The organism is Micromonospora rosaria, assembly GCF_001567585.1.
Taxonomy (GTDB): Bacteria; Actinomycetota; Actinomycetes; order Mycobacteriales; family Micromonosporaceae; genus Micromonospora; species Micromonospora rosaria.
Genome location: NZ_LRQV01000050.1, coordinates 16,531 through 37,508, shown reverse-complemented (window position 1 = coordinate 37,508; position 20,978 = coordinate 16,531). Strand labels below are relative to the sequence as shown.

Genomic DNA, 20,978 nt, shown 5'->3' with positions numbered 1-20,978 from the left:
GGCGGCCACCTGGACGGCCCTCGGGGCGGCGACGCTCACCACGCCCGTCGGGTTCGTGCCGCCGAGCGGGTTCGCCCCGGTGGACACGCCGACCCGGGTCGACCAGGTCCGTGACGAACAGTGGCAGTTGGACGCGCTGCGGGCCGACACGGCGTGGCGGACGTCGACGGGGCGGGACGTCACCGTCGCGGTCATCGACTCCGGAGTGGACGGCAGCCACCCGGACCTCGCCGGCCAGGTGCTCCCCGGGCTCGACCTGGTCGACCCCGGCCGCTCCGACAGCCCCGACCCGGTCGGCCACGGCACCACGGTCGCCGGCCTGATCGCCGGGCGCAACGACGACAGGCGGGGCGTGGTCGGGCTGGCCCCGGACGCGAAGATCCTCCCGGTCCGGGTCCTCGACGAGGACAACCGCTACGACGACGCGCTGATCGTCGCCAAGGGGGTGCGCTGGGCGGTCGACAACGGCGCCCGCGTGATCAACCTGTCCCTCGGCGGCAGCGGCGACAGCCCGGCCCTGGCCGCCGCGGTCGACTACGCGTTCGCCCGGGACGTGGTGGTCGTCGCCTGCACCGGCAACGTCGCCACCTCCACCAGCACCAAGGTGTGGTACCCGGCCCGGGAGCCCGGCGTGGTCGCGGTCGCCGGCCTCGAACGCGACACCGAGCAACTCTGGTCCGGCTCGATCACCGGGCCGGACACCGTGCTCACCGCCCCGGCCAGCGGGCTGGTCGGGGCCCGCCCGGGTGGCTACTGGCGGGTGCAGGGCACCAGCTTCGCCGCCCCGTTGGTGGCCGCCACGGCCGCGCTGATCCGCGCGAAGTACCCGCAGATGTCCGCCGGGGACGTGGTCAACCGCCTGATCACCACCGCCCGGGACATCGGCCCCACCGGCCGCGACGACCGGTTCGGGTACGGTCTGGTCGACCCCGTCGCGGCGCTCACCACCGACGTCCCGTCGGTGCCCCGCAACCCCCTCGACGACAACCTCTCGCCCGGGGTGGCCGGGTTCGGGCCGGCGCCCGGCACCGCCCCGGACGAGCAGGCCGCCGGTACCGGCACCGACTCGCTCGACCTCGCCGCGCCCCGGCAGCAGACCTGGTGGACCGCGCACCCCGCCGGTGGGCGGGACGACTCGGGCCCGGACCGGCTCTGGACCGGGGTGGCGGTCCTCGCCGCCCTGGTCGTCGGGGCCGCGTTGGTGGCCCGCCGAATCCGTCAGTCGGGGCGCTGACCCGCCCGGACCGGTCTGATCCGACGCCGCTCGGGGTAGAAATCGGAGGCATGAACCAGCCCGTCCCGCGCACCGCCGTACCCGACTCCCCGCCGTCCTGGCTGCGCCGCCGGCTGGCCCCGGAGCAGCCACGCGGGTTGCGGCTCACCCTGGCCGCCGTCGCCGGCCTCCTGATGCTCCCGTCCACCGGGCTGGCCGTCCTGGTCCTCACCGGCTGGCCGCCCCTGCGGGACCTGGACGTACGGGTGACCGACGCGCTGCACGCGTACGCCCTGACGAACCCCGGCTGGGTCCGGCTGACCAGCCTCTGGACGGACGTCTTCGCGCCGAACCCGCTGCGGGTGGGGGCGCTGTTCCTGGTGCTCTGGCTGGTCCGGCGCGGGGCCCGGCGGCTGGCCGCCTGGGTGACCGTCACCATGGTGGGCGGCGGGCTGCTGGGCCCGTTGCTGAAACTGGTCGTCGGGCGGGACCGGCCCGACCTGCTCGACCCGGTCTCGTCCGCCGCCGGGTACGCCTTCCCTTCGGGTCACGCGCTGAACGCGACCCTCGCCGCCGGGGTCCTGCTGGTGGTCTTCCTGCCGGCCACCGGGGGCCGGCCCGGCCGGCGGGCCGCCTTGTGGGCGGCGGCCGTCGCCCTCGCCGCGGGGACCGGGCTCAGCCGGATCGTCCTCGGTGTGCACTGGACCAGTGACGTGCTGGCCGGCTGGCTGCTCGGCGCGGCCGTGGTCACCGCCACGGTCGCCGGCTTCGCGCTCTGGCGCCACCGGCCCACCGCCCCGCCCACCTGACAGCGCCCGCCCGAGCGGCTGCTCAGGTGCATCCGCCGGTGCCGACCGGGCGGGTGTTCTCCGCGCCGGCCAGCGCCACCGGACGGGCCTCGGCGGCGGTCACCGCGAAGCCGGTGTTCGGGTCGTCGGCCGCCGCCGCGAAGATCACCCCGAGCACCAGGCCGTTGGAGGAGACCAGCGGCCCACCCGAGTTGCCGCTGCGGACCAGGGCCCGGATCGTGTAGATCTCCCGGGTCACGTCCCCGGAGGAGTAGATGTCCGGCCCGGTGATCCGGTCGACGTCCCGGACCCGGGCCGACTGCGCGTCGTACGGCCCGTCGAGCGGGAAGCCCAGCACGATGGCGTCGGCCCCGCTGCCGGCGTTGCCGGCGGCGAACCGCATCGACGGGCCGGGCAGGTTGGGCACCCGCAGCACGGCGAGGTCCCGGTCCGGGTCGTAGACCACCACGTCCCCGTCGTACCGCTGGCCGTTCAGCTCGACGGCCACCCGTTCGGTGCCGGCGACCACGTGCGCGTTGGTCATCACCCGGTCCCGGGCGTACACGAACCCGGACCCCTCGATCCGCCGGGAGCAGCTCGGGGCGGAGCCGAGCACCTTCACCACCGAGCGTTGCCCGTTGGCGACCACCTCGGAGCCGGCGAGCGCCGGGTCGGGCGGGGAGACCTGCCGGGCCCGGGTGGGGGCCAGGTTGCCGAAGACGTCCGGGAAGCCGTTGGTGTCGACGGTGTCCCGCAGCGCGGTGGAGAGCTGCTGCGCCTCGTCCGGCATGACCTGGTCGACCACGCCCAGCACCGCGCTGTTGCGCACGGAGGAGGCCAGCCAGGGCAGCGACGAGGAGCCCAGCGGCACCGCGACCAGCCAGGCGACGAGGATCACGGCGAGCAGCGAGACGAACGCGCCGCCCACGTCGTCGGCCCGCCGCCCGATCTCGCTGGTGATCGTCCGGCGCAGGTGGGAACCGAGCCAGCCGGCCAACGCCTGCCCGATCACGGCCAGCCCGAAGACCGCCACCAGGGAGATCAGCACCCGCATCCCGCTGTCGACGAACTGGTTGGCCAGCATCGGGCCCACCTGGAGCCCCACCAGCGCACCCACGAAGAACCCGGCGAACGACAGCACCCCGATGACGAAGCCCTGACGGTATCCGCTGATCGCGAACACGAGCATGAGCAGCAGGAGCACGAGATCAACGGCGGACACCCGTCAAGGGTACGGGCACCGCGCACGCCCGACGGCCGGCGCTGGCGGAGCGTGACCGTCAGGTCAGCGGACCCGCGACCTCGTCCACCGGGTCGGTACCGGCCGAGGGCGCCGGGCTCGCCCCGGTGGGCGGCAGGTCGATCACCCGGTCCCGGGGCCACGGCCGGGCCCAGCCGGCCATCTCCAGCAGCGTGGCGAGGACCCCGGCGGTGAACCCCCAGACCACCATCCCCCGCGCGGTGAACGCCGGGCCGATCCACCCGCTGGAGTGGCGTACCCGCAGCCGGTTGGCCGGGTCGACCAGCTCCGCGACGGTCAGCCGGGCCACGTGCGCCACCTCGGCCGGCTCCCGGGGATGCACCGGGTGCGGCGTGTGCCACCAGGCGAGCACCGGGGTCACCACGAAGTCGCTGACCGGGATCCAGAGCCGGGGCAGCTCGGCGAGCACCGTGACGCTGGTCGGGTCGAGACCGACCTCCTCGTTCGCCTCCCGCAACGCCGTCGCGGCGGCGTCCGCGTCGCCGGGGTCGGCCGCGCCGCCGGGGAAGGCCGGCTGCCCGGCGTGGTTGCGCAGGGTCGCGGCGCGCTGGAGGATCAGCACGTCCGGGCCCGCGCCCGGTTCCTCACCGAGGAGCACCAGTACGGCGCTCTCCCGGCCCCCGGTGGTCGGGGTGGCCAGCTGGGTGAAGTCCGTCACCTGGGCGGTGGCGAGCCGGGTCAGCAGCGGCGCCATCCACTCCGGTGGTCGACGGGTCACGCCGTCACCCGCACGCCGAGGTGCCGACGGACCAGATCGGCGAGGCTGGCGTCGTCGAGGGCCCCGGAGACGTCGAGGTGCCGGATCCGGCCGTCGGCGCCCACGAAGAGGGTCATCGGGATCGCGTTGCGCTCCACCGCGCTCTGCACACTGTCACCCTGGTCGTACAGCATCGGGAACCGGACGCCGAAGTCCTCGCCGATGGACTGGGCGCCGGTCCGGCGGTCCCGGCTGTTGATCCCGATCACCTGGAGCCGGTCGTCGGCCCGCTCGGCGAGCCGCTGGAAGGCGGGCAGCTCCTCGCGGCAGGGCGGGCACCAGGACGCCCACACGTTGATCACCGCCGGCCCGCGTACCTCGGCGAGCGCGACGTTCTCCCCGCCGGTGAAGCAGGGCAGGACCAGGTCCGGCAGCCGCTGCCCGACCGGCGGGCCGGCGGAGGTGGCTGGGGCCGGGGTGTCCGGGCCGGCCGACGGCGGGACGGACGTGAGGGCGGCACAGTCGGCGAAGGGTGACGGCCGGGTGTTGCCCTGGGCGGTCGGCACGGGGCCCGGTTCGGGCCCGGTCGTGCAGCCGGCCCCGAGCAGCAGTACCGGCAGGAGCAGGGCGGCGAGTCGTCGGTTCACGGTACCTCCGCCGCCACCGCCGCCGTCGGCACCAGGTCCGGGTCGACCCCGGCGGCCACCGCGAGGTCCCGCGCCCGGGGGCCCTTGAGCAGCTTGGCCGCCAGCGCCGGATCGGTCGGCCCGGTGCCGTACGCCGGGCAGAGTGTGGCCAGGGTGCAGGCCCCGCAGGCGGGCTTGCGGGCGTGGCAGACCCGCCGCCCGTGGAAGATGATCCGGTGCGACAGCATCGTCCAGTCGCGCCGGGGGTACAGCGCGCCGACCGCGTGCTCGATCTTGACCGGATCGGTCTCGGTGGTCAGCCGCCACCGTCCCACCAGCCGCTGGAAGTGGGTGTCGACGGTGATGCCGGGTACGTCGAAGGCGTTGCCGAGGATCACGTTGGCGGTCTTGCGGCCGATCCCGGGCAGCGTCACCAGGTCGACGAGGCGGCCGGGCACCTCGCCGTCGTACCGCTCGACCAGCTTCCGCCCCAGGTTGATCAGCGAGGTGGTCTTGTTCCGGTAGAACCCGGTCGGCCGGATCAGCTCCTCCATCTCCGTCCGGTCCGCCCCGGCGTAGTCGGCGGCGGTCGGATAGCGGGCGAAGAGCTTCGGCGTGACCTCGTTGACCTTCTTGTCCGTGCACTGGGCGGAGAGGATCGTCGCCACGGCCAGCTCCAACGGCCCGGAGTGGTTCAGCTCGCAGTGCGCGTCGGGATGGGTCTCGGCCAGCTTCCGCCCGATCCGCCTGGCCCGGCGGGTACGCCCGAGGTCGGTCTCGTTGGCACTCCTGCTCACGCCGGCCAGCCTACGTCGCCCGCCCCGTCCCCCGTCCCAACCCACCCTCCCGCCCGCCCGGCCCACCGGCCCCGCCGGTGAGCAAGGGGTCTGTGTCGATGCGGGGGCGCGACACTGACGGAAACTCCGCGACCACCGGGACCCGCCCAGGGGGCGGGAGGGGCTCAGGCGGGGCGGGGGGTGGTGATCGAGCCGGTGTCGGAGAAGCGGGCCCCGGTCTTGGGGAAGTCCAGCCGGGTCAGCTCGCGGGCCAGGCCGAGGCCCCGGTCGTCCGGGTCCATCGTCGGCTTGCCGGTCCCGTTCATGTACGTCGAGACGAACTCGCCCTCGACGAACGTGCCGTCCGGCTTCAGCGACACCTTGAGCACCCCGCCCCAGCCCAGCCGGCCGGAGTTGTTCAGCGTGTTGCCGCCCCCGGCGAAGTTGCCCAGGCTGTAGGCGATCAGCCGGCCCTGGTGGAACTCCATGCCCCGCAGCACGTGCGGCCCGTGCCCGACGACCAGGTCCGCCCCGGCCTCGACCATCCGGCGGGAGAACCTGATCGGGTCGCCCCGGTTCTCGCCGAGGAACATCTCGGTGCCGGGCTTGACCCGGGTCATCGCCGCGCCCTCGGCCCCCATGTGCACCTGCACCACGACCAGGTCGGCCAGGGTCGCCGCCTTCTTCACCACCTTCTCGGCGGCGTCGATGTCGACCAGGCTGTTCGACCAGACGTACGACGAGAAGCCGGCGACGGCGACCTTGACGCCCTTGACGTCGACCACGGTGATCTGGTCGGGCGCGCCGGTGTGCTCCAGGTCGTACTTCTCCAGCGCCTCCTGGGTGTTCGTGTACCCCTTGGGGCCGTAGTCGTACCCGTGGTTGTTGGCCATGTTGAGCAGGTGGAACCCGGCGTCGCGCAGGTGCGCCGCGTACTCCGGCGGGGCCCGGAACTGGAAGCACCGGGTCGAGTTGGGGCCACACTTGCCGGTGCCGGTGTCGACCGTCAGCGGCTCCTCCAGGTTCCCCATCACCAGGTCGGCCTCCAACGCCTCGGTGACCGACTCGAAGAAGCCCTTCCCGCCGTTGGCGGGCAGCCGGTTCGGGACGTTACCCATCAGGATGTCGCCGGTCGCGGAGAGCGAGATCACCTGCTCCGCCTCGGCCGGTGGTCCACTCGTGGCGGGGCTGCCGCTCGCCCCGCCGGCGGCCGGCGGCTGCCACAGCGGGGTGGCGGCGGGCTCGGCGCAGCCGGCGGCGAGCAGCACGGTCAGGACCGCGCCGAAGACGAGCGGGACACGGCGACGCGAGCGGGACGCGAGGGGGGCGGCAGCATACATCGCCGCCGACGCTACCGCCCGGTTTTCCGTGTGGCGATGGCCGTTCGGACGAACTCGGCCGTCCGCACCTTCCGGGACCACGGGGGCGCGTCGGCGGCTCCCCCGGCGCGGACGGCGGCGTGCACGGCGCGGGCGAGCGGCGCGCCCCACCGGCTCCGGGGCCCGCCGTAGTCGGCGACCGGCCCGTCGACCGGGCAGAGCACGGTGACCGCGTCGGTCGGGGTGCCGGTGCCGGCCCGACCCAGTTCGATGATCGCCTGCGTCTTCGCCTCGGTTGCCGTGGCGACGGCGTTGACCAGTGCCGCGTCGCCGAGCCGCACCGGCACGTACACCACGATGTTGACCGTGCCGACCCGCCGGGGCGCCGGCGGCACCGGCCCGCCACCGGCACCGGACGCGGGCCCCGGACCCGGCACGGACTCCCCACCCGACGCGACGGCGGCAGCACCGTCGGCCGGGGCGGACGTCGCGGGTTCGTCGGCCGGCGTGGGTTCGTCGGCTGGCGTGGGTCCGGGTGCGGCGGGCCCCTCGGTCGACGCGGGGGCGGCGGCCCAGAGGGGCAGGCCGAGACCGACCGTGGCCCAGACCCGGACCCCGGTGTCCGTCCGGCTCACCACGTCGGCCACGTCCACCCCGGTCAGCAGGCCCACGCCCGGCCCGTCCAGGCCGAGGCCGGCGGCGAGCGCGGCCAGGTGGTCGGCCGGGTCGTCGCGGTGGTACGACATCGGCACGGTCGCGTTCACCACCCACCGGCGAACGCCGAGCCCGCCGCCGAGCGGAGCCGAACTGACCGCGCGCAGTGGTCGCTCCGCCCGCCAGACGAGCACCGGTGGGTTCCCACCGTCCTCGGCGCGGGTGGTCAGTACGGGCTCGGTCAGCACACCGGTGACCCTACTGTCCCGCTGACCTGGGCGGTCGTGGGAGCGCTCGCATCCGGCGGCGACCGGAATCGTAGTGGTTGATCAGGTCGGGCAGGTTACGTCCAACGATCAAGTTTCCAGGGGTGCACCTCTGATTACTGCTCACATGCGCCTAGACTTGGCGGCGCGCGAGGGATCAGCGGACGGCGAACCCGGGCCGACGGACGGCACGCGCAGGCGGAGGTGCGCGATGGACGAGGTACTGGCCCGCAGCGGGATCTTCCAGGGCGTCGACCCGGAGGCTGCCGAGGCGCTCGCCAAGGAGATGGAGACGATCGAGGTCCGCAAGGGCGAGGTCGTGTTCAACGAGGGCGAGCCCGGAGACAGCCTGTACATCCTCCTGTCCGGCAAGATCAAGGTCGGTCGCCGGGCAGCGGACGGCCGGCAGAACCTGATCGCCGTGATGGGCCCGTCGGACATGGTCGGCGAGTTGTCCCTCTTCGACCCGGGGCCGCGGACGGCGACCGCCACGGCGGTGACCGACACCCGCCTGGTACGGCTGCGCAAGCAGGCCCTGCGGCCGTGGCTGAACAACCGACCGGAGATCGCCGAGCAGTTGCTGCGGGTGCTGGCCCGCCGGCTGCGCCGCACCAACGACTCGCTGGCCGACCTGATCTTCACCGACGTGCCGGGGCGGGTCGCGAAGAACCTGCTCCAGATGGCCGGCCGGTTCGGCACCCGCGACGGTGGCGTGCTGCGGGTGACCCACGACCTGACCCAGGAGGAGATCGCCCAGCTCGTGGGGGCCTCCCGGGAGACCGTCAACAAGGCGCTGGCCGACTTCGCCTCGCGCGGCTGGCTGCGGCTGGACGGCAAGAGCATCATCATCCTGGACCCGGAGCGCCTGGCCCGCCGCGCCCGCGTCTGAGCGGCCACCGGGTCCGGGCCAGCCGGAAGCGGCGTCTGCCCAGCGCAGAAGCGCTGGACCGGCCGGCGGGCCACGGATCACGATGGGTGGATGCTCGAACGCGTCGCCGTCCTCTCCGACATCCATGGTGCCCTGCCCGCGCTGGAGGCGGTGCTGGCCGAGCCGGACGTCGCCTCGGCGGACCTGGTCGTGCTCACCGGCGACCTCGCCGCCGGACCCCAGCCCGTCGAGACGCTGGACCTGCTCGCCACGCTCGGCGACCGGGCCCGGTGGGTACGCGGCAACGCGGACCGGGAACTGGTCGAGGCGCGGGGCGGGGTGCCCTCCGGCATCGAGGTCTCCGACTGGGGCGCCCGACAGCTCCGCGACGACCAGGTCGACCGGCTGGCCGCCCTGCCGCTGACGGTCACGCTGCCCGTCGCCGGGTTGGGCGAGGTGCTGTTCTGCCACGCCACGCCCCGCGACGACGAGGAGGTCGTCCTCGTCGACACCCGGCTGTCCCGCTGGGCGGAGGTGCTCGCCGACGTCCCCGATCCGGTCCGCACCGTGGTCTGCGGGCACACCCACATGCCCTTCACCCGGCTGGTCGACCGCCGGCTGGTGGTCAACCCGGGCAGCGTCGGGATGCCGTACGGCGGGCCGGGGGCGTACTGGGCGCTGCTCGGGCCGGGCGTGCAGCTACGCCGTACCGACTTCGACGTGGCGGCGGCGTGCGCCCGGGTGGCGGCGGAGTCGACGTACCCGGAGGCGGGGGCCTGGGCCGACGTGTACCTGCGCTCCCGGCACAGCGACGCCGAGGCGCTGGCCGTCTTCGCCCCCCGCGACGGCCGCTGACCCGCTGCCCCGCTCCCCGCCCCCGCTCCCCGCCCCCCGCTCGACGGGGTGAGAAGGGTTCCCCTCTCGACCGTATGCGTTAACAGGGGGCCCCTCCTTACACCCCTCTCAGCCGATCGCGCGGCAGGCGGCGTCGATGCGGTGCACCGGGCGTACCCGGCGGCCCAGCCCCTCCAGCAGCGAGTCCTCCACGTGGAAGTCGTGGACGCGCAGCCGGTGCCGGGGCAGTTCCTCCTCGGCGGGGCAGAGCACCTGCGCCCGGACCTGGTCGACCGGCACGTACCGGACGCCGCCCCGCTCCTGGAGGATCACCATGCTGATGTCGTCGACGCTGACCACGTGCCCCCGGATGTCCTCGGTGTCCGCCCCGGCGGTGGCCGCCGTGGTCACGGTCAGCGGCAGCACCGGTGTGCTGATCACCGGCAGGGCCGCCCAGACCAGCCCGGCCAGCACGGCGGCCTGGGCCACCGAGGCCAGCGGCCGGATCACCAGGCGGGGCAGCGGCCCGGTGATGGCCAGCGCCAGCAGCGGCGGGACGGTCACCAGCGCGATCACCAGCGACTCCCGCTGGGCGGCGGCGGCGAACAGGGTGGGTCGCAGGAACCAGAGGTACCCGAGGTACAGCCCGGCCGCGATGGCGATCCGGGCGCCGATCCGGTCGTGCAGGCGTTCCGGCCCGAGTTGGAACGCGGCGGCGAAGGCGGGCAGCAGCAGCGGCAGGTAGAGCAGCTTCCAGGTGACCAGGGCGAGCAGGAAGCTGGCTACCACGAACCAGTCGGGGGTGATCTCGACCCAGCGGGCGAAGATCGGTCGGCGGAACGTCGGTGGCAGCCGGTCGGCGCTCACCGCCAGGACGGCACCGAGGGCGAACACGGCGACCAGGCCGGTGGAGAGCAGCCGGGCCGCCGTGGTGAGGAAGCCGGCGAGCAGGTTGACCGGCCCGACGTTCGCCACCAGCAGCAGCGTGGTCTGGAGTTCACCGCCGGCCTCGACGCCGAGCCGCAGCACCGAGAAGACGGCGGGCACGCCGACCACCGCCGACCAGAACGACTGGCTGGCCCGCGCCCGGCGTTCCGCCGGGTCGACCCGTCCCAGGCCACCCCGCAGCGACCCGCCGCCCGGGGCCGCACCGGCCGGCACCGCGCCGGTCGTAGTCGCACCACCCGCAGCAGCGTCGCCCGGGGCCACGCCGGCCGGAGCAGCACCGGCCCCGTCGGCACCGGCTGCGGCGGCGGGGGCCGGGGGCGTGCTCATCGCCGGGGGGCCCGCTCGTCGAAGTCCACCAGGTCGGGGACGTCGAGCGGCTGCGGCTGGGTCCGCTCCACCCCCAACCAGCCACCCAGCGTGCGGTTGTACGCGCTCTGCCACGGGCTCGACCCGGTCTTGCGGCCCTGGAGGTAGCTCTTCTGCAGGAAGAAGGCGACCAGGTCACGCAGGGCAGGGTCGCCGATGGGCACCCCGATCGCGAGCAGTTCGCTGGTGCCGAAGGGCATGTTCACGATCTCGAACTCGTTCGGGTACTGGTAGCGGTACCCCGCGAGCATGGTCTCGTCCGAGGCGACCGCGTGGTACCGGCCCTCCCGGATGCCGTCGACGCAGTGCCCGACCTCCATCACGACCACCACCGGTACGTCGTGCCCACGCAGTTCGGTCTCGGTGGTCGAGCCCCCGCTGACGCAGACCTTGTACTTCGGGTCGGCCAGGTCCTCCAGGGTGCGGATCTTGTCCTTGAGCCGGGTCGGCACCAGCACCTCCGGCGTGGTGACCAGGTACGGCCCGGCGAACTGGACCAGCTTCTCGCGTTCCTCGGTCATCGAGAAGCTCGCCACCACGAGGTCGACCTGGCCGCTCTGCAGGGCCGGGATCCGCTCCTCGGTGGTCAACGCGACGAAGTCGACCCGCTCCGCCCCCTCGTAGCTGAGCGAGGAGGCGATGTACCGGGCGATCTCGATGTCGAAGCCGGCGAAGGTGCCGTCGACGTTGCGCTGACCCATCAGCGGGGAGGTCGCGGAGACGCCGATGCGCAGCTTCGGCTGGTCGTAGATGTGGGACTCGCGGAGCTTGTCCCGGACCGAGGGGACCCTCGGCTCCTGCCGGCTGTCGCAGCCGGCGGCGGCGGCCAGCGTGAGGGTCAGCGAGACGGCGAGCGTGGTGGCCATCGACCGGACCCGGGCACGGGAGAGAAGCTGGTTCATCGGCGACCTCACCGGAGAGCGTGGCCTGCGGAACACCGACGGTAGTCGTAGCCGTCCAGTGACACCGCGCAGCCACTCGCGCCCACACTGGGGGACACCACCGGGCCGCGGTTGACAAGCCGCCCGGCCGGTACATGCTTGTCAGGTGAGGAGATTACCCCCGTTCGATGCCCGGGGGGTGGCGGTCACCGCGTCCCTGGCGGCGGCCTCCCTGTTGGGCGCCCTGCTGCTGTGGGGGCGTGACGACGTGGTGACCGTCGGGATGGCGCTGCTCTGCGTCCTCTGCACGGTGACCGCGGGCGTGGCCGCGAGCGCCAGTCGGCAGCAGCGCGCCCCGGTCACCGGCATGCCCCCGGCGGAGCACCACGTGCCCGGCGGCTCCGCCGTCGACGCCGACACCCTCGAGGCGTTCGACTGCCGGGACGCGCTGCACGCGGTGGACGTCCGGCAACGGCGCGCGGGTCGGCTCAGCGATCGGTGAGGGTCGGCACGGCGAGCGCGTCCACGCCCCGCCCGGCCAGACAGCGGTAGGACCCGCCGGCCTCGTCCTCGACCGGCGGCAGCACCTCCAGGTTCCACCCGGTGGGGGTCATCCCGCTGGTCAACCGGAAGGTCTGCGGGCCGCAGGCCGCCTGCACCGTGGGGTCGCCGCGTACCTCGTCGTGCCCCGCGCCGACCAGTTCGGCCGGCAGGTCCCCCTCGGCGAAGCTCTCCCAGGTGTGCCGGCCGTCGCAGGACACCTGGGCCGCCTGGGCCTGCCCGCCCCGGACCAGGACCGGCCCGAAGCACTCCAGTTCGGGGGCGCAGCGGGCCCCGCCGGGCAGCGCCGCCGATGCACCGCCGGTGCCCGGGAGGCAGCCCGGCAGCGCGCCCCAGGGCCCCGCCGGGTTGGTCGTCCGGCTCACCACCGAGGTCTGCGACGACCAGGTCGGGGTACCGCTGGCGACCCAGGCCCCGGCCGCCGCCGACCCGGCCAGCGCGAGCACCCCGGCGCCGCCGAGGAACCAGCGGCGACGCCACCGGGCGGCGGTCGTCGGCACGGTGGCGTGCTCGTCCTGCTCGATGGGCGCACGGGGGCGGGGCTGGGCGGTGCCGTCGCGGGCGACCCCGGCGTCGGGGTCGGTCGGCTGCTCCGCACCGCCCTGCCCCGCCACCTGGAGGTTGCCGAGCAGCGGCATCCCGCTGGACGTGCCCGGGGCCAGCCCCAGGCCGGCGAGCAGGCCGTGCAGTTCCACCGCCGTCGGGCGGGCGGCCGGGTCGTTGTCCATCCCGGCGCGCAGCACGTCGAGCAGCTCGCCCGGCACGCCGGGCAGGTCGGGGATCGGCTGGTGGAACATCTCCAGCACGGTGACCAGGCTCGGGTTGCGTTCGGTGCGCCAGCGTGGCGGCCGGCCGTACATCACCGCGTAGAGGGTGGCGCAGAGCGCGTAGACGTCCACCGCGGGCGAGGGCGGGGCGTGGTTGAACATCTCCGGCGGGGCGTACGCCGGGGTCAGCACCTCCAGCGCGACCGAGGCGTCCCGCAGCTCGGCGACCACGGCCAGCCCGAAGTCGGCGAGCACCGCCGAGTTGAAGTTCGAGTAGAGGATGTTGGCCGGCTTGACGTCGCGGTGCAGCACGCCCGCCGCGTGCGAGTGGGCGACGGCGTCGGCGATCTTGATGCCGAGGTCGCACGCCTCCGCCGGGCCGAGCGGCGAGGTCCGCATCCGCTCGGCGTACGACCCGTCGCAGAGCTCCATGATCAGGTATGGGTGCTGGTCGACCGTGACCCCGACGTCGAAGAGGTCCACCACGTGCGGGTGCGACGACATCCGCCCGGCGGCCCGTGCCTCCCGCAGGAACCGGGCCTGGTCCCGCTCACTGTCCAGGGTGCGGTTCTCCACCTTGACCGCCACCTCGCGCCCGACCGAGATCTGCACGGCGCGGTAGATGGTGGCGTAGCCACCCCGGGCAAATACCTCTAAATCCGTCAGACCAGGCACGATGGGCGTCGGCATGGCGCCGGGCGGGGTGTCGGTCACAGCTCGAAAATACCCAACTCGATCGGCGGCTCAGTGGCCTGTGTCCGGGCCGGTCCCGGCACCGGCCGGGGCGCTCCGGTCGGCGGCGTCCGCGCCGTCCCCACCGGCCGCCGCCCAGCGGGCGTCCACCCGGAGCCCGACGGCCGTCGCCACCGCCCCGAGCCCCTCCCAGGCGGCCACCCCGAAGAAGCGGTCCGGGGCGATCCCGGCCAGCACCGCGATGGTGAACACGGTGAACGTCAACAACCGGAAGTAGACGGTGAAGCGGTAGAAGGCCCGCCACTCGGTGACGGTGGCCAGCAGGTAGTAGACCCCCATGTTGAAGGCGGCCATCGAGGAGGCCATCAGGAAGGTGCCCGTGTAGTCGCCCGGGGCGCGCTGCGCCGGCACCTCGAAGCCGAGCATCCGTAGCTGCGCCTCCGGCCAGAGCAGTCCGACCGCCCCCATGACCAGCGCCAGGATGCCGAAGACCGCGATCGTCCAGCCGGCCACCGAACGCGGCAACCTCATGACACCCCTCCCCGTACCACTGTGGAGCCCGTCGTGCCCCCACACGCTAGCCGGTACGCCCGACACGCACATCGGCGAAACCGGCACATCCCGCCATCCGGCGCGACGGCGGTCAGGCGTCGGCCCGCAGGCGGTGGTGCAGCGTGGTGGCGGCGAGGCGTTCGCTGATCTGCTCGGTCGCGAAGGCCAGGCGTACCGCGTCCTCGGCACTGGCCAGCGCCTCGGCGGGCTGACCGGTGGCGGCCAGGGCCTCGGCGAGCACGATGGCGGCGACCACCTGGCTGCGGACGTCCTCCGCCGGGGCGGCGACCGCGCGCCGGGCCCAGTCCAGCGCCTGCTCCCGCTGCCCGTGGGCGAGCAGCGCGCCGGCGTACCGGGCCATGGTGTGCCGGCGGGAGAAGAGCAGCGACGGCCGGCTCGCCGCGACGGTCGCCACCGGGGCGAGCAGCCCGACCGCGGTCGCCGGGTCCCCGGCGGCCAGCCGCGCGGTGGCCAGCAGGACCCGGGGCCCCACCTGCGCCGGGGCCTGCGGGTTGTGCGGCTCGACGGCGGTCAGCACGGCCCGCGCCGCCGCCTCGGCGGTCTCGTGGTCCCCCATGTCCAGGGCGACGAACCCGCGCAACGTGCCGGCCATCCCGGTCAGCAGCGGGTGCGACGTCCGGTCGGCGTACTCCTGCGCGTCGGTGAGCAGGTCCGCCGCGTGCTCCGGCTCGCCCAGGCCGCGCGCCACCACGCCCCGCACCACCAGGGCGAACCCCTGCCCCCACTCGTCGGAAACCTCGGCGAACTCCCGGTACGCCCGGCGGGCCCCCCGGTCCGCCTCGGCCAGGTCACCCAGTTCGGCGGCGGCGAACGCCTCGACCGCCCGCAGCGTGCCCACCGCCCACGCCTCGCCGACCCGCTCGCCGAACGGCAGGAACACCCGGGCCAGCCGGCCCGCCTCGCGCAGCCGGCCGGCGAGCAGCCGGGCGTACGCGGTGGTGCCGCGCAGCCAGGCCCGGCCGTACGGGTCGCGCAGCTCGGCGAAGAGCCGGGCGGCCCGGCCGAGCACCGCGTCGGTACCGGCGAAGTCGCCCCGGGTGGTGGTCACCCAGGCCAGGTTCTGCAACGACCAGGCCTGCCCGCGCGGGTCCTGCGCGGAGAGGCTGACCTGGTACGCGGCGGCGAGCCGGCTGCTCGCCTGCCCCAGGTGCCCGGTCAGGAAGTCGGCCATGCCGAGCCGCCGCATCGCCGAGGCGCGCAGGGTCGGCAGGCCACCGGCGGTGGCGACCTGGAGCGCCTCCTCCCAGGCGGTCACCGCCCGGTCCGGCTCGCCGAGGGTCTGGTGCGCCTGGCCGGCGAGGAGCAACGCGCTGGCCCGGATCGCCTCGTCACCGGCGTTGGCGGCGATCTTCTCGGCCGAGGCGAGCGCGTCGTGCACCCGGCCGACCTGGAGCAGCGCCCGCGCGTGCACCACCCGGTCGGCGGCCGGTACCCCGTCGCGGGTCAGCTCGGCGGCCCGCTCGGCGTACTCCACGGCGAGGGCCGGCTCACCGGCGGCGAGGGAGCGCCGGGCGGCCCGGCCCAGCGCGGCGACGCCCAGTCCGGCGACCGCGCGGGCCGCCGAGTCCGGCCGCAGCCCCACCGCGTCGGCCAGCGCCACCGCCCGCTCGACGTGGGCGGCGACGAAGTCGTCCCGGGCCTGCTCGGTGAAGCCGGCGGCACCGGCCGGCGGGGTGCCGCCGTCCGCGCCGGGGGCGGCCCAGCGGGCCAGCGCGGCGTGCCGCTCGGCCAGTTCGGCCTTGCTCACCCCGGCGTACGCGGCCTCGCGCATCAGCGGCGTGGCGAAGGCGTACCCGGTGCGGGTGCGGTGCAGCATCCGGCGTTGCAGCAGCTCCTCGACGGCCCGGTCCAGCTCGACGGCGACCACCGCCGCCGGGCGGCCGGCCCGCCCGGTCCGCTGCTCGCGCAGCGCCTCCACGGTGCCGGCCGGCACGGTGTCGCCGACCACCGCCGCGTCGCGCAGCACCGACCGGGCGTCCGGCGGCAGCGCGTCGATCCGGGCCGCCAGCACGGCGGCCAGGTCCCGGGAGAGCAGCCGGCTGCCCAGCGAACCGGGCGCGAGCCGCCACCCGCCCTCCCCGACCGCGGTCAGCGCCCCCCGCTCCATCAGCAGGGTGACCAGCTCGGCCAGGTAGAACGGGTTGCCCTGGGCGGTGGCGAGCAGCCGGTCGGTGTCCGGCTGCGGCAGCCGCCCGCCGCTGAGGTACGTGGTGAGCAGCCGGGCGGCGTCCGCGCCGCGCAGCGGCGGCAGCGCGTGCACCTCGGCGTCCGCGACCCGGGTCAGCGCCCCGGCGGTCCGGACCAGCTCGGGGCGGCCGAGCAGCAGCACCAGCACCGGACCGGTCAGCCGGGACAGGGTCAGGCCCAGCGCCCGGATCGTCTCGCCGGTGGCGTCGTGCAGGTCGTCCACCACGACCACCAGCGGGGTCTCGGCGGCGAGCCCGCTGAGCAGGTCGGCGACCGCGTTCGGCACCGCCTCCGCGTCGGCGGGGTTGCCGCTGGTGCTCCACTCGCCCTGGTCGGTGGGGCTGCCGGTGCCCAGGTCGGCGTACCCGAGCAGGGCCAGCAACTGGTCGGTGGCGACCGGGGCCGGCTCGGGGCGCAGCCGGGCCAGCCGCTGGCCGAGCCGGCGCAGCCGCTCCTCCACCGCCGGCCGGGTCGACGCGGTGGCCGCGTCGTTGGGCAGGCCGACCGCCGCCCGGACCAGGTCGGCCAGGGGGGCGAGCCGGCGCCGCTCGCCGAAGGCGGCACAGCGCACGGAGAGCACCCGGGCCCCGGTGTGCGCGGCGAACCGGCCGGGGCCCACGTCGTACCCGGCGGCGAGGCGTTCCACCTCGGCGGCGAACCGGGACTTGCCGATCCCCGCCTCGGCGGTCATCAGCAGCACCCGGGGTTCGGTGCGGTCGATCACCTCGGCGAGCCGACCGGCGACCCGGCCGATCTCGGTCTCCCGCCCCACGAACGGCGCCTCGTCGCCGAGGCCGGAGCGGGTGCCCGGGGCGTCCAGCAGGCCGAGCAGCTCGTACGCCTCGACCGGTTCCCGCTTGCCCTTGAGCCGCAGCGGGCGCAGCGCCCGCCAGGAGGCGACGTGCCGGGTGGCGGCGGCGGTCCGGCCGCCCGCGTACACCGCGCCGACGGCGGCGGCGTCGGCGAGCCGGGCGGCGGTGTTGACCGTGTCGCCGATGACCGTGTACTCGATGGCGGCCTGGATGCCGGCGATCACGTCGCCGGTGTTCAGTCCGACCCGCAGGCCGAGCGGGGCACCGCCGCCGCGCTCGTCGTCGAGGACCCGGCGGACCGCCCGCTGCATGGACAGCGCGGCGCGGACCGCCCGTTCGGCGTCGTCCTCGTGCGCCACCGGCGCGCCGAAGACCGCCATGATCCCGTCACCGGTGAGCTTGTCGACGTGCCCGCCGAAGGTCTTGACCGCGCCGGCCAGGGCGGCGAGCACCCGGTCGGTGACCGCGCCGACCCGCTCCGGGTCGAGGTCCTCCGACCAGGAGGTGAAGTCGGACAGGTCTCCGAAGAGCACGGTGACCACCCGGCGCTCGGCGGCCGGCAACGTCGCGGCGGCCGGCAGGGCGGCGCCGCAGTTGTGGCAGAACCGGGCGCCGGGTACGGCGACGGTTCCGCACACCGGGCAGGTCACGGCTGGTCCAACCGCGCTTCCGGGCCGCCGGATTCCCCGGTCGGCAGCCCGAGGTACTCCAGTTGGGCCCGGACCGACCACTCGGCCGCCCACCACAGCGAGCGGTCCACGTCGGCGTACACCCGGGCGACCACCTCGGCGGCGGTCCGGTCACCGGCGGCGACCGCCGCCCGGACCTGGTCGAGCCGGGCCCGCCGGTGGGCGAGGTAGTAGTCGGCGGCGGCCCCGCAGTCGGCCAGCGCCGGGCCGTGCCCCGGCAGCGCGGTGACCCCCCGGTACGCGGCCAGCCGGGTCAGGCTGGCCAGATAGTCGGCGAGGTTCCCGTCGGGGTGGGCGACGACGGTGGTGCCCCGGCCCAGGATGGTGTCGCCGGTGAGCACCGCCCGCTCGCCCGCGTGCTCGACGAGAAGGCAGACCGAGTCGGCGGTGTGGCCGGGGGTGGCCAGCGGCTCGATCGACAGGCCGGCCAGTTCCAGCGTCGACCGGTCGCCGGTGGGGTCGGTGGAGACGGCGAGCGGCTCGGCGCCGACGGTGTGCGCCGGGTCGACGGCCCGGACCGGGACGCCACCGAGCAGGTCGGCCAGGCGACGGGAGCCGTCGGTGTGGTCCGGGTGCCCGTGGGTGATCAGCACGGCGGCGATCGGCCCGTGCCCGGCGATCCGGGCCAGGTGCTCCTCGTCGGCCGGGCCGGGGTCGACCACGACCGCCTCGGCCCGGCCCGGAGCGCGCAGCAGCCAGGTGTTGGTGCCGTCGAGCGTCATCGGCCCCGGGTTCGGCGCCCGCAGCAGGGTCGCCCAGCCGGGCAGCTCGTCGGCGAGCGCCGCCACCGGCGCGGTCACATGCCCCGTCATGGCTGCGATCGTACGACCCCGCCGGGCGCTCCCCGCGATCATGACGACTCACCGCCGACGGATCGCGGGAAGCGGAGCGGCTCGGGCCGGGGCGGCGGGCCACCGGAGGGCGCGCACCGACCGCCGGGCACCGGCACCGGATCGCCGGGCGGACCGCCTCAGGCGACCTCGAACACGACCTCGACCTCGACCGGGGCGTCGAGCGGCAGTTCGGCCACGCCGACCGCGCTGCGGGCGTGCCGGCCGGCCTCGCCGAAGACCGCGCCGAACAGGTCGGACGCGCCGTTGATCACGCCCGGCTGGCCGGTGAACCCGGGTGCCGAGGCGACGAAGCCGGTCAGCTTCACCACCCGGACCACGCTCGCCAGGCCGACCAGCGAGTCCACCGCGGCCAGCGCGTTCAGCGCGCACCGCTGGGCGAGGTCCCGGGCCTGCTCGGCGGAGACGGCGTCGCCCACCTTGCCGGTGGCGAGCAGCGTGCCGTCGGCGACGGGGAGCTGCCCGGAGACGTAGACGTGCTGCCCGGACCGGACGGCCGGCAGGTAGCTGGCCACCGGCGGAACGACCTCGGGCAGTTCCAGCCCGAGGTCGGCGAGCGCGGCGCGCGGGTCGGCGCTCACGCCTTGGGCCGCTTCAGGTACGCGACGAGCTGCTCCGGGTTCGGGCCGGGGATCACGGCGACGAGTTCCCACCCGTCCTCGCCCCAGTTGTCGAGGATCTGCTTGGTCGCGTGGACCAGCAGCGGGACGGTGGAGTATTCCCACTTCTGCATCGGTGAGCGCTCCCTGTGTGGACGTCGAACAGTTCCGCGACAGCCTACGGTCCGGCCGACGGCCGGGGCGCGGGGCGCTGCTCAGGAGCGGTGGGCGCCTCACCGCACGGCCCGCCGTGGTCGTACGGCTGGGGACAGCGGGACCGGTCGGCCAGCGGCAGGTCGCAGAAGACCCGCTGCCGGTTGTTCTGGTCGTCGGCCGTGGAGACGGTCGTCTCCCCGGCGTCCAGCTCGACCAGGAAGCCGAGGGAGACCGCGACCCGGCCGGCCAGGGCGGTCGCCGCGGCCAGGTCGGCGACCCGGATCGGCAGGTGGATCACGTACCCCGGCTCCTCCTCGTCCCGGACCCGCTCGTCCGACCGGTGCAGGCTGCGGACCAGCTCCCCGGGATCGGCGAGGCGCCGGTACGACCGTTCGTTGAGGGGCGGACCGTTGACCGGCCCGTCGGTCTCTCCGCCGGCCCCGACCCGTCGGGCCCGGTCGCCGAAGGGGGCAGAGGATCGGGGGGTGTCGTCCGCGTCGTGCATCGCAGTGCCTCCCGGCGTCGTTTTTGTCCTGTCTTCTGGCATCCGGGACGGACAACCCGTCCGGCCCGACCCCCGCCACCGCGGCCGAAGGTAGGGCCGGAAGTCCCGAGGTTCAACCGGACGCGCACAGTCGATCACGTCAAGTCACATATGCGACACATCCCGCGTCCAGTACACGATCGCGGTCCGGCCACCTTCATGCCTCCAGACCTCGCCGGGGGGCGCCCCCGCCCGCCGCACCGGAACCGCGCCGCCCCCGCCGACGGGGACCGGCGGGCGATCCGGACACCCGGCTCACTCCTCTCATCGGGGCATAGACCGCTACCCTTCCCGACGGGCGCCCGGCTCGCCCGCCACGGCTCGACTCGCGTCGCCACCCCTTCCGGTGGCCCGACGCCGCACCCCGGGGGACCAGATGACCCAACCGCCGCACGGTGGCCCGACCGGATCGCCCGCCGCTCCCCCACCCCGCGACGAGTCGACCGCCCGCGGCACGTCGCCCACCGGGCCCCAACACGCCGCGCCCACCGGCCCGGCCGCGCACGCCGCGCCCCGCCCGGCCCGCAACCGGCGGGGCCTGGTGATCGCCTCGCTCGTCCTGGTGGCGGCGGTGCTGCTCTGCGGGGGCGGCGGTGTGGCGGCCTTCCTGACCCTGCGCGACGCGGAGCACGGTGAGGGCCCCCCGGAGCCGACGACCGCCGTGGACAGCTTCATGGCGGCCGTCTACCGGGACCGCGACCCGGCCGGCGCGGCCGACCTGGTCTGCGCGGCGGCCCGGGACGAGAAGAAGATCGCCGCGAAGGTCGCCGAGGTGGAGGAGTACGCCGCCGCCTACCGCAACCCCCGGTTCCGGTGGACCTCGCCGACCGTGGACAACCAGAACGGCGACCGGGCCACCGTCACCACCAGACTGACCATGACCACCTCCGACGAGAAGGTCGCCGACCAGGACCTGCGCTTCACCGTGGTCCGTAAGCAGGGCTGGTGGGTCTGCGAGGTGGGCTGACGGCGGTCGGCCCGGCGACCCGACCCACCGCCACCGGCGGGACGGTGGTCGCGGCGGGAGGCGGTGGCCGGCGGCCCGGGAC

The 20,978-nt window shown here is 75.2% G+C and carries 21 protein-coding genes; 6 read left to right on the top strand and 15 right to left on the bottom strand.

Going from position 1 to position 20,978, the window contains the following annotated elements; translation table 11 throughout:
* Positions 1-55 precede the first annotated feature (55 nt).
* Positions 56-1,234 carry a type VII secretion-associated serine protease mycosin gene (gene mycP, locus AWW66_RS15480; RefSeq protein ID WP_067366208.1) on the top strand — a complete coding sequence of 393 codons (1,179 nt, stop codon included), beginning with the start codon at positions 56-58 and terminating at the stop codon, positions 1,232-1,234.
* A 50-nt stretch (positions 1,235-1,284) separates the two neighbouring features.
* On the top strand, positions 1,285-2,022 hold the full coding sequence (locus tag AWW66_RS15475) for a phosphatase PAP2 family protein (RefSeq protein WP_067366198.1): 738 nt from the start codon (positions 1,285-1,287) through the stop codon (positions 2,020-2,022).
* Positions 2,023-2,044: 22 nt separating this feature from the next.
* On the opposite strand, the gene AWW66_RS15470 is transcribed toward AWW66_RS15475, so the two are convergent.
* From AWW66_RS15470 to AWW66_RS15445, 6 genes are all read right to left on the bottom strand, one after another.
* Positions 2,045-3,223 (bottom strand): MarP family serine protease, encoded by a 1,179-nt coding sequence (locus tag AWW66_RS15470; RefSeq protein WP_067366195.1) that lies wholly within the window; start codon positions 3,221-3,223, stop codon positions 2,045-2,047.
* Between the two features lie 58 nt (positions 3,224-3,281).
* Positions 3,282-3,980 (bottom strand): NUDIX hydrolase, encoded by a 699-nt coding sequence (locus AWW66_RS15465; protein WP_067366192.1) that lies wholly within the window; start codon positions 3,978-3,980, stop codon positions 3,282-3,284.
* Positions 3,977-4,606 carry a TlpA family protein disulfide reductase gene (locus AWW66_RS15460; RefSeq protein ID WP_067366189.1) on the bottom strand — a complete coding sequence of 210 codons (630 nt, stop codon included), beginning with the start codon at positions 4,604-4,606 and terminating at the stop codon, positions 3,977-3,979. The genes AWW66_RS15465 and AWW66_RS15460 overlap by 4 nt, the downstream gene beginning before the upstream one ends.
* Positions 4,603-5,382 carry an endonuclease III gene (gene nth / locus AWW66_RS15455; RefSeq protein WP_067366185.1) on the bottom strand — a complete coding sequence of 260 codons (780 nt, stop codon included), beginning with the start codon at positions 5,380-5,382 and terminating at the stop codon, positions 4,603-4,605. Before nth ends, AWW66_RS15460 begins: the two co-directional genes overlap by 4 nt.
* Positions 5,383-5,546: 164 nt before the next feature.
* Entirely contained in the window at positions 5,547-6,701 is a 1,155-nt protein-coding gene (locus AWW66_RS15450; RefSeq protein ID WP_067366182.1) for a CapA family protein, read from the bottom strand.
* Positions 6,702-6,712: 11 nt separating this feature from the next.
* Entirely contained in the window at positions 6,713-7,582 is an 870-nt protein-coding gene (locus tag AWW66_RS15445) for an adenosylcobinamide amidohydrolase (RefSeq protein ID WP_067366181.1), read from the bottom strand.
* A 229-nt stretch (positions 7,583-7,811) separates the two neighbouring features.
* On the opposite strand from AWW66_RS15445, the gene AWW66_RS15440 reads away from it, so the two are divergent.
* Both AWW66_RS15440 and AWW66_RS15435 read left to right on the top strand, forming a co-directional pair.
* Entirely contained in the window at positions 7,812-8,489 is a 678-nt protein-coding gene (locus tag AWW66_RS15440) for a Crp/Fnr family transcriptional regulator (RefSeq protein ID WP_007073398.1), read from the top strand.
* 90 nt (positions 8,490-8,579) lie between these two features.
* Positions 8,580-9,323 (top strand): metallophosphoesterase family protein, encoded by a 744-nt coding sequence (locus tag AWW66_RS15435; protein WP_067366178.1) that lies wholly within the window; start codon positions 8,580-8,582, stop codon positions 9,321-9,323.
* A gap of 108 nt (positions 9,324-9,431) precedes the next feature.
* Here the strand turns inward: AWW66_RS15435 and AWW66_RS15430 are convergent, their stop codons facing one another.
* Together AWW66_RS15430 and AWW66_RS15425 are read right to left on the bottom strand one after the other, a co-directional pair.
* Positions 9,432-10,577 (bottom strand): hypothetical protein, encoded by a 1,146-nt coding sequence (locus tag AWW66_RS15430; RefSeq protein ID WP_157527483.1) that lies wholly within the window; start codon positions 10,575-10,577, stop codon positions 9,432-9,434.
* Positions 10,574-11,518, bottom strand: a complete 945-nt coding sequence (locus tag AWW66_RS15425) for a transporter substrate-binding domain-containing protein (protein WP_067366172.1) — start codon at positions 11,516-11,518, stop codon at positions 10,574-10,576. Before AWW66_RS15425 ends, AWW66_RS15430 begins: the two co-directional genes overlap by 4 nt.
* Positions 11,519-11,663: 145 nt before the next feature.
* Between AWW66_RS15425 and AWW66_RS15420 the strand changes: the two genes are divergently transcribed.
* Complete coding sequence (locus tag AWW66_RS15420; protein WP_157527481.1) at positions 11,664-11,999, top strand: hypothetical protein; 336 nt, start codon at positions 11,664-11,666, stop codon at positions 11,997-11,999.
* Here AWW66_RS15420 and AWW66_RS15415 read toward each other — a convergent pair.
* From AWW66_RS15415 to AWW66_RS15390, 7 genes are all read right to left on the bottom strand, one after another.
* Positions 11,986-13,539: a serine/threonine-protein kinase gene (locus tag AWW66_RS15415; RefSeq protein WP_067366166.1), complete on the bottom strand. Its 1,554-nt coding sequence runs from the start codon at positions 13,537-13,539 to the stop codon at positions 11,986-11,988. The genes AWW66_RS15420 and AWW66_RS15415 overlap by 14 nt on opposite strands.
* Before the next feature lie 30 nt (positions 13,540-13,569).
* Positions 13,570-14,049, bottom strand: a complete 480-nt coding sequence (locus AWW66_RS15410) for a hypothetical protein (RefSeq protein WP_067366161.1) — start codon at positions 14,047-14,049, stop codon at positions 13,570-13,572.
* A gap of 112 nt (positions 14,050-14,161) precedes the next feature.
* Complete coding sequence (locus AWW66_RS15405) at positions 14,162-17,740, bottom strand: adenylate/guanylate cyclase domain-containing protein (protein ID WP_067366158.1); 3,579 nt, start codon at positions 17,738-17,740, stop codon at positions 14,162-14,164.
* Positions 17,737-18,591: an MBL fold metallo-hydrolase gene (locus AWW66_RS15400; RefSeq protein ID WP_067366154.1), complete on the bottom strand. Its 855-nt coding sequence runs from the start codon at positions 18,589-18,591 to the stop codon at positions 17,737-17,739. The genes AWW66_RS15405 and AWW66_RS15400 overlap by 4 nt, the downstream gene beginning before the upstream one ends.
* A gap of 158 nt (positions 18,592-18,749) precedes the next feature.
* Positions 18,750-19,211 carry a RidA family protein gene (locus AWW66_RS15395; RefSeq protein ID WP_067366150.1) on the bottom strand — a complete coding sequence of 154 codons (462 nt, stop codon included), beginning with the start codon at positions 19,209-19,211 and terminating at the stop codon, positions 18,750-18,752.
* On the bottom strand, positions 19,208-19,363 hold the full coding sequence (gene sp36, locus AWW66_RS33715; protein ID WP_157527479.1) for a Sp36 family protein: 156 nt from the start codon (positions 19,361-19,363) through the stop codon (positions 19,208-19,210). The genes AWW66_RS15395 and sp36 overlap by 4 nt, the downstream gene beginning before the upstream one ends.
* A gap of 44 nt (positions 19,364-19,407) precedes the next feature.
* A complete protein-coding gene (locus AWW66_RS15390) occupies positions 19,408-19,890 on the bottom strand; it encodes a hypothetical protein (protein ID WP_067366147.1) in 483 nt (160 codons plus the stop codon).
* Positions 19,891-20,305: 415 nt separating this feature from the next.
* Between AWW66_RS15390 and AWW66_RS15385 the strand changes: the two genes are divergently transcribed.
* Positions 20,306-20,896: an Rv0361 family membrane protein gene (locus AWW66_RS15385; RefSeq protein ID WP_067366144.1), complete on the top strand. Its 591-nt coding sequence runs from the start codon at positions 20,306-20,308 to the stop codon at positions 20,894-20,896.
* The last annotated feature ends 82 nt before the right edge of the window (positions 20,897-20,978 follow it).